Origin of the sequence: Gottfriedia sp. S16(2024), assembly GCF_050473765.1 — a bacterium.
Taxonomy (GTDB): domain Bacteria; phylum Bacillota; class Bacilli; order Bacillales; family Bacillaceae_G; genus Gottfriedia.
Genome location: NZ_JBFLUO010000001.1, coordinates 3,953,682 through 3,968,671, shown reverse-complemented (window position 1 = coordinate 3,968,671; position 14,990 = coordinate 3,953,682). Strand labels below are relative to the sequence as shown.

Here is a 14,990-nt window from a genome sequence, read left to right as displayed (position 1 = left end):
AAAACTTATATAACGTAATTAAATTAAGTTTTTTAAGTTTTTTTATGGAAATACTTAAAATAATTATATATAATATCTTTAGAATTCAAACTTAAGGACATACACAAAGGGGCTTTAAACTATGTATCAAGAACAAAGATTAGCTTTGATAATAAAGTATTTGGCTTCAAATGGTGAGATTACTTTAGAAGAAATATGTGAAATGCTTAGCGTTTCAAGGGATACAGCAAGAAGAGATCTCGTCAAACTAGAAGAACGCGGGGAAATTCTGAGAATAAAGGGTGGAGCAACACTTCCAACCTCTAATCGAAATTTAATCGAATATAAAGAACGAAATACAACAGAGGACAAGGAGAAAATTGCGCAAAGAGCCGCATTACTTATTCGTGAAACTAGTGACTTATTGATGGATACTTCATCAACTTGTGCACTCATTTCTAAATTTATGTCGGGTAAACAAGTAAATGTGATTACAAATTCAATTGATATAGTTGATTTATTAGGTGAGTATGAAGAAATTCAAACCTTTATGCTACCAGGAAAATTTAATCGGAAAAATAGAAATTTAGTTGGCCCTAGAACAATTGAGACACTTAATGACTACAAAGTTGATCAGCTATTTCTTGGTGCTTGTGGAATTAGCACTGACGGACTAACTTCACCTGATGAAGAGGAAGCGTTTTTAAAGAAAAAAATGATTAGTTGTGCAAAACAAGTAGTTTTATTGGCAGATCATACAAAGTTTGAAAAAGTCTTTCTGCACAAAGTATGTGATATTAAGGGGATAGACATCATTATTACAGACAAAGATCCAGATGAAGAATTTAAAAGAAAAATAACCGAATACAATATTCATTTAATTAGTTTAGAAGAAGAGGAAAGAGAGAGGATTTCGGATGAAAAAAATTAAGGTTGGTTTAGTTGGATATGGTTTTTCCGGAGCTACGTTCCATGCACCATTTATTAGTGAATTAGAAGAATTTGAATTGATAAAAGTTGTTAGTTCAAAAAAGGAAGATGTCCAAAAAGATTTAGGAGATGTAGAGGTAGTAAGCAGTTTAGATGAGGTTCTAAATGATGAATTGATTGACTTAGTTGTCATTACTACGCCAAGTGGTATGCATTATAAAATGGCAAAACAAAGTTTAGAAGCGGGTAAACATGTCATTTTAGAAAAACCGATGGTAGTGGAAACATGGGAAGCAGAAGAGCTAATTAAGATTGCTGAAGAAAAGAATCGAGTACTAAGCGTTTATCATAACAGAAGATGGGATAACGACTTTTTAACAGTTAAAAAGTTAATAAATGAAGGTGTGCTAGGAGAAATCAATACTTATCAAGTTCATTTTGACCGTTATAGACCGGAAGTAAGAAATAGATGGAGAGAAAAGCAAGGTCCTGGTTCTGGCATGTTATATGATTTAGGTTCACATTTAATTGATCAAGCTTTAACCCTTTTTGGACAGCCTCAATCCATTTTTGCGGATGTATTTGCACAAAGAGAAAATGCAGAAATAGATGATTATTTCCATATTATTTTAGGATATGACAAGCTACGTGTAATCTTACATTCTGGTTCCATCATCCCAAGTAATGGACCACGTTTTCAAGTACATGGAAACAAAGGTAGCTTTATTAAGTATGGAATAGATGGACAAGAAGCTGCACTAAAAGAAGGTAAAAAACCAACTGAACAAACATGGGGAACTGATGAAGCACAATTCTATGGAAAGCTCTATTCTATTGACGGTGAAAAAGAAGTGGAAGAAACGATTGAAACAATACTGGGCTCATATACAACTTATTACAAGAAAATTGCTGAAAGTATTTTAAATGGTTCAAATCCTCCCGTTACAGGTGTAGAAGGCTTATCTGTTATTAAAATCATTGAAGCAGCACTTAAAAGTAGTGAAGAAAAGAAAGTGATCGATCTATAATTGGAGTTTGTATGGAAGAGAAAACAATTCAACAAAAACTTGAAGAGGTAAGGAAACAAGAAGAAAATCTACTATTTAAAAGTTTTTCAAATAAAGATGCTTTAGAAATTGGTTTGTTAATTATTGAAGCAGCTAAAAGGTTTGATAAACCAGTTGCTATAAATATCTTGAAAAATTGTCAAAGTATATTCCATTTTGCAATGGATCATACATCGCCAGACCAAGATTTATGGATCAAGCGAAAATCTAATATTGTTCTCCGTCATCATTGCAGTTCTTATTATATGAGACTTTACAACGAAATGAAAAATAGATCATATAATGAATTTTACGCAGCCAGTCCATATGAGTTTGCTGCACATGGTGGGGCATTTCCTATTAAAATTGTAGGATCGGGCGTAATTGGTGTTATTACAGTTTCGGGTTTAGCTCAGGAGGATGATCATAACTTGATAGTTGAGGCATTAGCCAAATTCCTAAATAAAAGGATTTAATTTTAAAGCATAATTAAAGAATAATGTGTTATTTGTTTTGCTTGCACAGTTGTAAAATTTACTGAGAGCGAGTTAGTTTTAATGACATAATTTACCAAATCAATAGCAGGTTAATTCAATTAACGGGAGGAAAAAGGTAGATAGAAAGGGAATTATTTGATATGTCAGATTAAATAAAGGAGACAAGGCTATGAGTAAATCATTTATTGAACAAGTACATTATATAAGAATTCCTGTAAATGATTTAGAACTTTCTGCTCAATGGTATAGAGATGTATTAGGGCTCCAGCTATTAAATAATACTGAGAAACTTGCGATTTTAAAAGTAAATGAAGGACCTTTCTTACTTATCTTAGTTCCTACTGAAGATAAAACATTTGCACATTTTACAATTGATAATAAACAAGAATTTAGCATTGGCTTTACAAGTCCAGAATTAACTAAATTTCATCAACACTTAATTGATCATCAAGTTAAGGTCGAGGATATAAAAGAAGATAATGGTCACGCCTTTTTCCACTTTTATGACCCAAATGGTAATAAACTTCAAGTACACTGGTAAGGTTATAATAAATAAATTACCTTATTTCATGATCGGGTGCTTTACGGAAATAAGAACGGGGAACGTCCAAATCAGACGTTCCCATTTTTTTTGCCTGAAAAACTATAATACTATTTAACAAAGCCATTTTTAAATGGGTCACGATCAACACGAATTGGTAAGGTTTCAGTTTCTTGAAATAAAGGGATTCAATGCCAACATATCGAATATTAAAGAGCTATTCGTACGAACAAAACTTTACGAGAATCCTATAACAAACGAAGATATTCGTCTATCAAAGATCATTAGAATCTTCACTTTCTTAATCGTACAATCGCAATTTAATTGTGAAAAAAATCAATACATAAGGTGGGTAAACAGTGAAAATTAGAGAAATCAAAGTAGAGGATGCAGAAAGTTTTGCAAAACTAATTATAGAAGTTGAAAACCAGGAGGATTTTATGCTTTATGGAGCAGGAGAAAGGAATTTAACAACTGAAAAACAACGAAAACAGTTAGAAGTTATTGAAAAATCACCAAATTCTACGATATTTGTAGCGGAAGAGACTTCTGGAATATTAGTTGGTTATGCGTTTGCAATTGGTAGTACCGCAAAAAGAAAGAAACATTCCGTCTATCTTGTCGTTGGAATTTTAGAGGAATATACAGGTAAGGGAATAGGGACAAAATTATTTCAAGCATTAGAGGAATGGGCAATTAATCATAGTATATTCAGATTCGAATTAACTGTTGTAAAGCAGAATGAAGCGGGAGTAGGTTTATATAAAAAAATGGGGTATGAAATTGAAGGAACAAAAAGAAGTTCCTTACTAATAGATGGTAAAAGCTTCGATGAGTATTATATGGCTAAGGTATTATAATTACTTCTATTTTAGTAGAATAAGAACTTAAAAGGACGCTTTACCCAATTTTTTAGGACTGTTTGCGATTTGCATAGTTGTAGTTCTAGAAAGAGACTATAATGAAGAAAAGCGTGGATTTGCCTTAAAAGTTATTGGGATTGTTTGAGGTATTGCTGGATAGACTTTGAATTTTTTTATTAAAAAACAGTAAAAAAATCTTGGGAAAATTTTAAAAAAATATACTATATTTTCATTTACCTTTCATAATTGTATGGGATTATAAACTGTCTTTAAAATTACATATGAAGGGAAATGATATTTAAATGTCATCTGCAAAAAAAATTGTAAAATCGTCTGTTAGTAAAATTCCTCAATTGACACTATTGTTTTGGATCATGAAGATTGCAGCGACAACGCTAGGAGAAACGGGGAGTGATTTAGTAACTGTTCCTGGAACGGAAGATAATTATTTAACTCCTTTTTTGTTCTTCGTAGGTGTATTCGCAGTCTTTTTAACAATTCAATTGTTTGTTAAGAGATATGTACCATCAGTCTATTGGACCGTTATACTATCTACTAGTCTTGCGGGAACAGCGTTTTCTGATTATATGGATCGTTCATTAGGATTAGGTTATATGAAGGGCTCACTTATACTAATAAGTATACTTGCTATCATTTTTATTTTTTGGTATTTTACAGAGCCAACGTTAAACGTGAAATATATTGCGACGAAAAGGGTAGAGGTATTATATTGGATTGCCATTCTCGTATCTAATACATTAGGGACTGCAGCAGGCGATTTTTTATCTCATAAATCAGAAGGTGTAGGTACATTAGCAAGTGGTGGCAATTACCTAGAACAAGGATTAGGCCTAACTATTGCACAAGGGGCTATGCTTACAGGCGGATTAATTTTATTAATTCTTTTAGCATACAGATTTACAAATTTAAATAGAGTATTTTTATTTTGGGCAGCGTTCGTACTGACACGACCGTTCGGAGCAACATTCGGAGATTTCCTAATTAAACCTCAAGAAAAAGGCGGATTAGGATTAGCGAATGGAACACAAATCGCATCTGCAATTTTATTAGGTGTTCTTATAGTTTGTATAATCATCGAGTATATCATAAATAAATCAAAATTAAATAAAATGAAAATGGATGAATCAGATATTCAAGTAAGTTAAAATCATTCAGGTTTATTAATAGGAGAGAGGGAGGAAAGTAAGTTAACTGATTCCCACTCTCCTATTTTATTATTATTTATAAGAAAAAAAGCTGCAATGCAGCTTTTTTTTGTTTGTTCCAGTAAAAAGAGACAAAGTTAATTGATTTCTTTTAAATCTAGCCATTCAGAATAGGTCAAAATGTTTAATTCATCTTTTTTACTTACGACATAATTAACAATCGTTTTATATTTTTCTGGATCAAAATTCATTTGAGCTTTATCGGCTTTTTTTTCAAATCGATGGTTTGTAAATACAATTGATTGTTTCGTCTTAATTGCTAAGTCAATTTGATCTTTGACCCATGAAATGTCAGTACTAGGAAGTAAATTTACCGTACGAACTTCATATTTTTTAATATTGTTTGTTTGTATTCCGTCCTTTATGGTACGAGCACTTCGATAATGTTCTTCCTGTAAGATTTTCAATGTATCTTGATTATAAGACCCATATGGATAAACAGCGATATTACTTGCTCTTGTAAAACAGCGTTGATCTAGCCATTGGCGTGCATCGTTTAATTCACTTTTTTGCTCTTGTTTATTTAAGCTTGCTAAATGTCGATGTGTTTTTGTATGATTCATCAAATCCCAACCAGAACGATATAAAGTATTTAATTGACGTAATGACATATACCCTTCAGTACCTATTTTTGAAGGTATGACAGCAATGCTTCCTTTTATATCATTATCTTTTAAGATTTGAAAACCTTTCGTAAATTGCGTTTCCCATCCATCATCCATTGTAAAAATAATGTTTGCTTTATTTTGGTTTTTTTTAATTTCTTGTGGTATTTGTACTTTACTTTGCAAAGTTTTACAATTTGTAGTTTGCATCAAATCATTTTGTGGTTTAGGCACTGACAAATAAGATGCACTACTTCTCATAAACGGATATGCTATCAAAAATGATGAAATTAGAACAGCATATACAATAACAAGTTTTTTATCCAACGTTCATCATTCCTTTATCCTTATCTAACTCATAAATTCTTCCAGATCGTGAAACTTTGTTCCAATCATTACGATTTATAAAATAGGAAACAGTTCCAATTAGTACAAAAAATAATGTTACAAAACGATAGACAAATAAGTCTAAAATAATAGTGACCGATAATCTTATCTTTTCTTTGCCTTTAAATTTAACGCCATAATAATTAGCCAAATACATAGCAAATATACTATAGACTAAATTTAAAGATACGACACCAAGCAAATAGAATAATAGTAGATTTTGAGCATGTCCTATATTTGTAAACAACATATAGCCAAAATTAAAGATTGTAAAATAAATAGCAACAGTACCTAAAATAAAAGAATCAACTAGCATAAAGAAGGAAACAGTGCGAAATAAAAATGTCTTTATAAGCATCGGAAAATAATAAATGACACAATCAATAAAGGCCTTTTGCCAACGAATTCTTTGCTTAAATAAATCCTTCCAGGTTTCCGGACACTCTGTATAACATACAGCATTTGGGACAAAAACCATTTTTTTACCAGGATTTTTTAAAATGTATTGCTGGAATTTTAATGTAATGTCGATATCTTCTCCTAAAGTCTTTCTGTATCCACCAACTTTAAATAAAATTTCTTTATTAAAAACCCCGAATGCCCCAGAAATAACGGAGAGTGCATCGAATTTCGCAAGAGATACTCTATTAATATAGAATCCTTTTATAAATTCAAAAATTTGAAATCGAATGACATGCTTTACGGATAAAGTACGCTCGATATTTTTTTGATTAAACTGGACACCTTGAAGGGGGTGTACCATTCCGCCTGCTGCTAATACATCAGGATCTTGAAAAACTTCATTTAGAATATGCAATGCGTCGTTTGCAAGAATACTATCTGCATCTAAAGTTACGACTAATTCATTTTTTGAGTATTCGATTCCAGCGTTTAAGGCATCATGTTTTCCACCATTCTCTTTGTCTATTACGAATACATTAGGGTAAATAGTCGATTTATAAAAGTTTTTGATTTTATTACTATTTAACTGATTTGCTATTTTTCGATTTTCCGGTGTAAGACCAAGGAGTTTATGTAAAACTTTCATGGTTCCATCTTGTGATCCATCATTAATATAAATAACTTCTTTTGTTGAGTAATCTAATCTATTTATACCTTTTATAGCTGTTTCGATAATACTTTCCTCGTTATAGCATGGTATAAGTATGCTGATACTTTTATTTGTTCGTAATAGGCTTTGTTTTCGTTTCTTTCGATTGGAAAATATTGGAAGTGCATTTATCATATGTAAGAGTGGGAAAAAGGTACATAAGAAAAGGGTGAGAATTGTAACAAATTGCATAATTAAAAAGCTCCTTAAAACTGGTATGGTTAAGTACTTTCAATATCTAAGTATGAAAGACAATAATCAATCAGTACAAATATAGATTTTTACTAAATAAACATAAGATTATATTAACGAGATTTTAGGTTGTTTAATATGTTATTCTTTGAACAATTTATTTCAAAATGAATACTAACAATACAAATATTAAAATGTCTTCGTATTTTAGAAATTTCACGTACCGTAATATAATTTTTTTAAAAAAACTTTGTTTACTTATTAAGAAAAAGAAAGGTAAAAACACTATTCTCTAGGGGGAATTATGATATGAAGATAATGTAAATGTATTTCCTTAAATTGAGTGACAAAAAACATTGCGCTTTTTTAAATGGATAAAAAATCTACTTTTATTAAGCTTGGATGATTGAAAACAATATTTGAACGTTAATCAAATCTGCAACAATAACCGTTATTCTGCAGGAATTACTCTGCCATTATAGAAAACAACGGATATTTATCAGAAGGGGGAAGCGGATCAATAGAATGGGCTCTACCAAGAAATGTATCTTTAATAAAGTATTTTTTAATAATTCGATTGGTAAGGTAATTGTTTTGTGTATCCAATTACAATTCGTGAAGTTAAAAAGATGAAATAAAATAAAACAGCCGAAAACTTAATAAATAGATTCGGCTGTTGTGTTTTTTAAAATTTTTAATGAACTAAAGTATTATCTAACAAATAATCCTACAATCGTTCCTGTTAAAACTGAACCTAGTGTAGCAACTAATAATACTTTTAAACCAAATTTAGCAAAAAGCTCTGATTGCTTTTTATCAATCGCAGCAATTGCACCATAGATAATTCCAATTGATGAAAAGTTAGCAAATGATACTAAGAATGATGACACGATTGCAACCGTTTTTGTTGATAAATTAGGAATGATTTTTTGGAAATCAAGCATCGCAACAAACTCATTTGCAGCAACTTTTGTACCCATAATTGATCCTGAACGTACTAATTCATCTGTTGGGATACCCATAATGAAAGCAACAGGTGCAAAAACATATCCTAAAATTTCAGTAAATGTCATTCCGATAATCGAATTGAATACGAAATTAATCATTGCAAGTAATCCAATGTAAGTAATTAACATTGCCCCTACAATTAAGGCAACTTTACCACCATCAAGTGCACCGTTACCGATGGCTTCAAATAATGACTTTTCTTTAATCATTTCTTTGACGTTAATATCTTCATCTTGTTCTGATGTAACAGGACATGCCATTGAAGAAAGAATTAAACCAGAGAACACGTTGATAGGGAGTGCAACTAGTACATATTCAGGAGGAATCATTTGCATATATGCACCTAAGATCGAACATGATACCGCTACTAACGAAGATGTAACAACAACAAATAATCGGTTAGGTGTAAGTTTATGTAATTCCGTTTTAACAGAAAGAATTGCTGTTGTATCACCGAATACCATACTATTTACAGCAACGAATGACTCAATCTTTGGTAATCCCGTAACTTTTGCAACGGCACCACCGATATATTTAATTGCTAAAGGTAGTATTCTTGTGTAAGTCAAAATTGATAATAATGAAGATACGAATATGATCATCATTAAAACGTTAATCCAGAAATAACCCTTTGTCGATAAATCGCCGAATACAAATGAAATACCTTCGTTACCAAAAGATAAAACTTTATTAAAGAATGAGACGATCTTTTGTAAAACTGTTCTTCCAATTGAGGTTTTTAGCATAAACCAAGCTAAAATCAATTGAACTACTAACATAATTGCAACAGCTTTATAATTAATGTTCTTTTTATCATTAGACATTAACCAACAAATAGCAAATATCAAGATAATGCCAATGATTGCGAAAATATATGACATTTATTTTCCTCCAAACTACAAAAACGTAGAATAATTTCTAATTTGCAATCTTATTGTTTCCAATCAGTTTAAAAATATCATTAAATAAAGAAAGGTTTATTTATATAAATAGCTGAACTAACTTCATCCCACCCCATACACCTATAATTCCACAAATTGATGAAAATACAGGTGGTGCTGGAATTGGTAATTTAATGAGTGTAAATACAACTCCAACAATTAAACCTGCGATTAAGCTCATAATTATTTCATGCATATTTACTAACCCCTTTTGCTAAAACACTTTTTTTGTATTTACGTATAGCCATCTTCTCTGTTAATAGGGTATTATCCCCAAAAATCATAGCTAATACAAATTACTACATTAAAGAAAACTTTTTTTATAAATCAAATGGTTGGTAGGTAAAAAGAATGTTTTTAAAGAATATATTTGTATAGAAAATTCTAATCTTGATGACTTAACTTTTAGAATATATACAAGCTGAAAGGGGCTTATGAATGAAACAATCACTTCTACAAGAAATTCATGATTTTACTTTATTCGGTGAATATGCAGATCACTTTGAATACTTAGCAAGTGGAAAAGATGGAGATGTTTACACTAGAGACAATTATGTAATAAAAGTATTTAAGGAAGATGGAAAAAGTCGAGATGACGGAATGAAACTTCACCTTCTAGAGCGAAGTATATACTATCCAAAAGTTCATGCATTTACGAATGATTTTATGGTAAGTGATCGAGTATTTGGTGAAACTTTTTATCAATTAGATGGCCACAGTAAAAATTTACGTATACAATATGAAATAGAAATTAATCAAGCGATCTTTGATGCTCAAAACGCTGGTTTAAATGCATTCGACTTGCATAATCATAATTTAATGTTATCGAATGATGGTGAAGTTCGAATTGTTGACGTCGGTCGATTTTCACTTGAAGAAGAAACTCTCCAGTTAGGATTTTTTAAATCATTGTTTGGAAGTTCTCATCGCCGTCATCGAAAACATAAAAGACGTCATGATCACTCATCTTCAAGGCATCATTACAGACACTCTTCATCATCCAGACGTCACCATCGTAGACATTCAAGTTCTTATAGCTCATACTCTTCATAAAAAAAATACCACCTTTATACGAAAGGTGGACTTTTTTGCCAATTGCATAAGTTATAATAGAATGGAAAAACTAACCAATATTATTAATTGTAATATTGGAGGGCAAAATGTATAAATCAATCATATCGTTTATGCTTTTAATATTTCTTGGTTTTTCCTTTGATCATTTCATGGTAGCAGAGGCTAGTGTATATACGAAAGAAATGTTAAAAAAAGAAATCGAGAATTATGGAGAAAAAGCAACTAACAAAATCCCGGCATCCTATAGTAAAGAAGAAGCGCTAAAAAATGGAGATATATTAATAATAGGAAGAACGACTAATCATAATGAACGGATACAAAAATTTATTAATAATGTGAAAAAAAAGAAGCCTGACTTTATTCGATTTGTTGAATTTACTACAAAAGGTGATCCAGTGATTACCGAATATCAATATAATGGAAAACTAATTTATTATCGATTTGATAGTTCAAGGGATCGAACAGACCAATATCGAAAAGGTACATTTGCGATGAGTAAATTTGTTACAGGACCAAAAGTTTTAGAAGATTATTGCCAAAAGTTAGTCGTAAACTCAAAATCGTCCTATTTAACAAATTGTTATCATTTCGATAAGGTGGAATTTTAGTTTTTAAAAACGCCGGTTAAAAAATCGGCGTTTTTTGTATTTTAGTTACTTGAGAGTAATGTAGTTTAAAAAAGAAATTTCACTTACCGTAATTTATAGTCAAAACATTTTATATTTTAAAAATCAATATTCTTAATAAACAGCAATTCAATTTTAATAATTTCACGTACCGTAATATATATCAAAAATTTAATTCTTTAGACGATAAGATGGACAAGAAGTTCCAAACTAAACTATAATTTCTACATATAACTAATAAAACTACTACTAAATAATGGAAATAAAAAAGATTCACCAAAGGAGTAAATAAAATGACAGAAAATATAGTTCAAAATGAGAAGACTGAGTTAATAAAATACATACCTCCAAAAGGAGAATTTACAAAATTTTTGTCAGATGAGGATTATTTAGAAAAAGGACGTTCATGGGGCTTATTTAATAAAAATCCAAAACATGATTTTTTATTCAAAGGTCAAGATTTTCAAGTAAATGTAAAGCTTGTTGGCTATGAAACTTATGGGGTTACGGATGAGTATCATACAATTATCATTGAATTTGAAGATGGCAATTTATCATGTATTCATCCTGCTTATTTAAAAGAAATGCAGTCCCCAAGCTTTAAGAAAGTCTACACTGTTGGTGAAAATGATACGAAAAACAGTGAGGAGAAGAAAACAGAAACAAAGTCAAAAGAAAGTACTTCCAAAGCTACTACAAAGAAAAAAGAAGAAAAGAAAGAGGAAGTTTTAATCACATTACCAACTGATAAGTCACATTTTAATGGCACGGTTAAAGAATTTAGCACTAAATATAATCATTTTAATGATAGCGAAGAAGAGATTGTTATATGGGAAAATGTGGCTGTCAAAGGAGATCAAGATCTATTAATTGGAAATGCTTGGTGTTCATTAAGTAAAACTCTAAAGGCAGCCGAGTTAGAGGTAGGTAAATCATATCAATTTGATGGTAAAGTAGTTGATAAGAAATTAAACAAAGAGGTTAAATATAAATTAAATAACCCTTCAAAGGTTGCTGAGATTTAAATTTAGTTCGAGAAAAGAAGTTTTAAATTAATTTATAATGGGTCAAGCTAAATCAAAAAAAAGGCTAACTAATACAGTTAGCTTTTTTTATTTCTCAAATCCTTCCATTATTATCAAATCTAAGGAAATGGTTACATGATTTTGTACTTTTAGACAAATAATTTAATAAAACATACTATCTATAAAAAAGGTAATAAGAGTCTACTTATTACACTTATTTAAGGGGGCGTATATGTTGAGAAGAAGAAAAATTGGTATAACGTTTCTTACTCTTGCTTTAGCAAGTTCTTTATTTTCAACTACTGCACTTGCAAAAGAGTATAATGATAATAATGTTTATACTTTTGAAAAGATTGAACTTGTAGGTCTTGGAGACTCCATAACATTTGGTTTCAATTTAGGAACTACTAATAATATACCATCAAATTATGCGTTCCCTTTTCTTATTGGTGAAAACGCAAACCTTGAAGTACGTGATTTAGGCGTACCAGGTTGGACAACAGATAATCTTTTGCAAGCAATAAAATATGATACCAATTTCAGACAATCAGTTAAACATGCAGACTATATTACTTTAGATATAGGAAATAATGATTTATTACATACATTGAAAAAAAGTAATAATATAGAACAACTTACTGGAAAAATTGCTACGATGATGCCAAAGTTAGCAGATAATTTAAATGAAATAATTAAGGAAATTCGTGGACTTAGTGATGCTCAGATTGTTTTGTACAATTTTTATAATCCATTTCAAGTAAGTAATCAACCGATGCATAACTTATCAAATCAGTTATTATCGCTCATTATTAATCCAAAAATTTCGAGCATTGCAGGTAAATACAAGAATGTAAAAATAGCTGATGCTTTTTCTGCATTTGATGAGAAACAAGCAACTTATGTAAGAAAGGGAGATATACATCCAACTATTGATGGACAAACTGTACTAGCTACTATTGGAATGAATGCACTAGGTATAAAACAATAAAAAATATTGTATTAAGTTTTAGTTTTCACTTTAACTTAAATAATCGGTTAACCATAGATTATGGTTAATCTTTTTTTGTAGTTATTTCTTATGTTAATTAAATTTGAATCTAGACATAACCCTTTCATCATAGAACTATATATTAATATTTACTAAAAATGCCTGTATCGTGATTTTATTTAGGAGGGATCTAATGGAAAGTATCCATGAGATACTAAATGAGATTACATCATCTAAAGAGGGTGATGTATTAGCTACAATTATTCATGTAGAAGGCTCAGCATACCGGAAAGAAGGAACTTCCATGTTATTTAAAGGAAATGGGAAAGAGGTTGGCTTACTAAGTGCCGGTTGCCTTGAAGCAGATTTGTCATATCGAGTTCAAGAAACAAGAGTAAGAAAAACACCTCAAACTGTTACTTATGATATGAGTGCAGAGGATGATTTATCTTGGGGAAACGGAGCAGGATGTAACGGTATTATAACTGTGCTTATAGAGCCAATTGATGAAAGGATGTTTAATTTACTTATTGAATTAAAAACTTTCCTATTAAATGGTACGAGTGTGTCGATGATGAAAATTTTATCGGATGATAATAATAACGTTGAAACTTTGTTCCTAGTGGATGAAAAAACCTTTTTTGGCAATTGTAATGAGCAAAATACAGTTCAGCTTATAAGTGTACTAAATGAATTACATGATACTAATCAAAAAAGTGGACTCCAAACGATCGAACCGCTTGAAACAAATGTGTATTTACATACTTTTCATCCTAAGCCCCGCTTATTTGTGTTTGGAGCTGGTAAGGATGCGATTCCTTTAGTAAAACTTGCAACATTAGCTGGATTCTTTGTCACTATAACCGATTGGCGAGCTGATCAATGTTCTAAAGAATACTTTCCAGACGCAGATCAAATACTTGTGGGCTTTCCGAGCGAAATTATACCGAGACTTCAATTGTCTACATCAGATTCTGCCATAATCATTACCCATCAATTCCAAAAAGACAAAGAAATATTAAATCATATTTTAAATATTAATCTTAAGTATTTAGGAGTTCTTGGTGGAAAAAAAAGAATACAACGACTTTTAGATGGTAAACAAGTAGATTCAGAAATAAATAGTCCAGCTGGACTAAAAATTGGTGCTGAGGGCCCAGAAGAGATTGCAATCAGTATTGTTAGTGAATTAATTCAGAGACAAAGAATAAAGAAGACTAAGCATGAACAATAGTAGGATCATTGCAATTTTACTTGCTGCAGGTAGTAGTAAAAGAATGGGGCAGAATAAAATTTCTCTTCCATTAGGTAATTCTACAATTGGGAGTTTTGGTTTGCGTAAATTTATCAATTCTAATATTGACCATGTTTTTGTCGTTACAAAAGAAAATGATTCACTAAATTGGATTAGCAAAGATCTTTTTAAAAAACCCAATAAAAATTTTTGGACGCATGTACCATGTACCAGTGCTAACAAGGGACAATCATACTCTTTGAAATGTGGTTTAACTCAAGCTCTAAAAACAAAGCCTTTAGGGATAATGATCCTCCTTGCTGATCAACCTTTTTTATCGATTCAAACTATTAATATATTGCATCAAAATTATTTAAAGCGTGTAAGTGATAATTCAACAATTCCTTTTTTAGCAGCGAGCTTCCGAGGTGTTCCTAGACCTCCAATCATACTGTCACCTAATACGCTAACTGATCTATTCATGTTAAATGGAGATGAAGGGGCAAGAGCTATTATTCGGAATCATGCTAACTTAGAAGGTTTATTAGTGGAATTTGAGAATAAGTGGGACTTTTTCGATATCGATACAAAAGAAGCGTATGAAGTAGCGAAGGAAAATGAACAATTTGGAAATTAGAAAAGGAGTTGTTAATTTTGTGAAATCGGCAGGTGTAGATCATGTACTGTTCAAAAAATATTAGTGAGTAGGTATCAAAT

At 30.9% G+C, this 14,990-nt stretch carries 16 protein-coding genes; 12 read left to right on the top strand and 4 right to left on the bottom strand.

Annotated elements, in window-relative coordinates:
- Positions 1–121 precede the first annotated feature (121 nt).
- The 6 genes from AB1282_RS18725 to AB1282_RS18700 all read left to right on the top strand — a co-directional run bounded on the left by AB1282_RS18725 (position 122) and on the right by AB1282_RS18700 (position 5,022).
- Entirely contained in the window at positions 122–910 is a 789-nt protein-coding gene (locus AB1282_RS18725; protein WP_429899805.1) for a DeoR/GlpR family DNA-binding transcription regulator, read from the top strand.
- Positions 897–1,937 carry an oxidoreductase gene (locus tag AB1282_RS18720; protein WP_429899803.1) on the top strand — a complete coding sequence of 347 codons (1,041 nt, stop codon included), beginning with the start codon at positions 897–899 and terminating at the stop codon, positions 1,935–1,937. The genes AB1282_RS18725 and AB1282_RS18720 overlap by 14 nt, the downstream gene beginning before the upstream one ends.
- Before the next feature lie 11 nt (positions 1,938–1,948).
- Positions 1,949–2,431, top strand: a complete 483-nt coding sequence (locus AB1282_RS18715) for a heme-degrading domain-containing protein (protein WP_429899801.1) — start codon at positions 1,949–1,951, stop codon at positions 2,429–2,431.
- 190 nt (positions 2,432–2,621) lie between these two features.
- Entirely contained in the window at positions 2,622–2,993 is a 372-nt protein-coding gene (locus AB1282_RS18710) for a VOC family protein (protein WP_056465813.1), read from the top strand.
- Positions 2,994–3,352: 359 nt separating this feature from the next.
- On the top strand, positions 3,353–3,853 hold the full coding sequence (locus AB1282_RS18705) for an N-acetyltransferase family protein (RefSeq protein ID WP_429899799.1): 501 nt from the start codon (positions 3,353–3,355) through the stop codon (positions 3,851–3,853).
- A 305-nt stretch (positions 3,854–4,158) separates the two neighbouring features.
- The gene (locus AB1282_RS18700) at positions 4,159–5,022 is read left to right on the top strand and encodes a COG4705 family protein (protein ID WP_056465810.1); all 864 of its coding nucleotides are present in this window, start codon (positions 4,159–4,161) and stop codon (positions 5,020–5,022) included.
- Between the two features lie 137 nt (positions 5,023–5,159).
- On the opposite strand, the gene AB1282_RS18695 is transcribed toward AB1282_RS18700, so the two are convergent.
- From AB1282_RS18695 to AB1282_RS18680, 4 genes are all read right to left on the bottom strand, one after another.
- A complete protein-coding gene (locus AB1282_RS18695) occupies positions 5,160–6,014 on the bottom strand; it encodes a polysaccharide deacetylase family protein (protein ID WP_429899797.1) in 855 nt (284 codons plus the stop codon).
- On the bottom strand, positions 6,007–7,377 hold the full coding sequence (locus tag AB1282_RS18690) for a glycosyltransferase family 2 protein (RefSeq protein WP_429899795.1): 1,371 nt from the start codon (positions 7,375–7,377) through the stop codon (positions 6,007–6,009). The genes AB1282_RS18695 and AB1282_RS18690 overlap by 8 nt, the downstream gene beginning before the upstream one ends.
- Before the next feature lie 710 nt (positions 7,378–8,087).
- Complete coding sequence (locus tag AB1282_RS18685; RefSeq protein WP_056465804.1) at positions 8,088–9,266, bottom strand: NupC/NupG family nucleoside CNT transporter; 1,179 nt, start codon at positions 9,264–9,266, stop codon at positions 8,088–8,090.
- Between the two features lie 100 nt (positions 9,267–9,366).
- Positions 9,367–9,522 (bottom strand): XapX domain-containing protein, encoded by a 156-nt coding sequence (locus AB1282_RS18680; RefSeq protein WP_056465803.1) that lies wholly within the window; start codon positions 9,520–9,522, stop codon positions 9,367–9,369.
- Between the two features lie 242 nt (positions 9,523–9,764).
- Here AB1282_RS18680 and AB1282_RS18675 point away from each other — a divergent pair, with 242 nt between their 5' ends.
- The 6 genes from AB1282_RS18675 to AB1282_RS18650 all read left to right on the top strand — a co-directional run bounded on the left by AB1282_RS18675 (position 9,765) and on the right by AB1282_RS18650 (position 14,910).
- On the top strand, positions 9,765–10,379 hold the full coding sequence (locus tag AB1282_RS18675) for a hypothetical protein (protein WP_056465801.1): 615 nt from the start codon (positions 9,765–9,767) through the stop codon (positions 10,377–10,379).
- 107 nt (positions 10,380–10,486) lie between these two features.
- A complete protein-coding gene (locus AB1282_RS18670) occupies positions 10,487–11,008 on the top strand; it encodes a DUF4362 domain-containing protein (protein ID WP_429899792.1) in 522 nt (173 codons plus the stop codon).
- 311 nt (positions 11,009–11,319) lie between these two features.
- Entirely contained in the window at positions 11,320–12,051 is a 732-nt protein-coding gene (locus tag AB1282_RS18665; protein WP_082459313.1) for a hypothetical protein, read from the top strand.
- A gap of 235 nt (positions 12,052–12,286) precedes the next feature.
- The gene (locus AB1282_RS18660) at positions 12,287–13,039 is read left to right on the top strand and encodes a GDSL-type esterase/lipase family protein (protein ID WP_172795383.1); all 753 of its coding nucleotides are present in this window, start codon (positions 12,287–12,289) and stop codon (positions 13,037–13,039) included.
- 193 nt (positions 13,040–13,232) lie between these two features.
- Positions 13,233–14,273 carry an XdhC family protein gene (locus AB1282_RS18655; RefSeq protein ID WP_429899790.1) on the top strand — a complete coding sequence of 347 codons (1,041 nt, stop codon included), beginning with the start codon at positions 13,233–13,235 and terminating at the stop codon, positions 14,271–14,273.
- Positions 14,263–14,910: an NTP transferase domain-containing protein gene (locus AB1282_RS18650; protein WP_429899788.1), complete on the top strand. Its 648-nt coding sequence runs from the start codon at positions 14,263–14,265 to the stop codon at positions 14,908–14,910. The genes AB1282_RS18655 and AB1282_RS18650 overlap by 11 nt, the downstream gene beginning before the upstream one ends.
- The last annotated feature ends 80 nt before the right edge of the window (positions 14,911–14,990 follow it).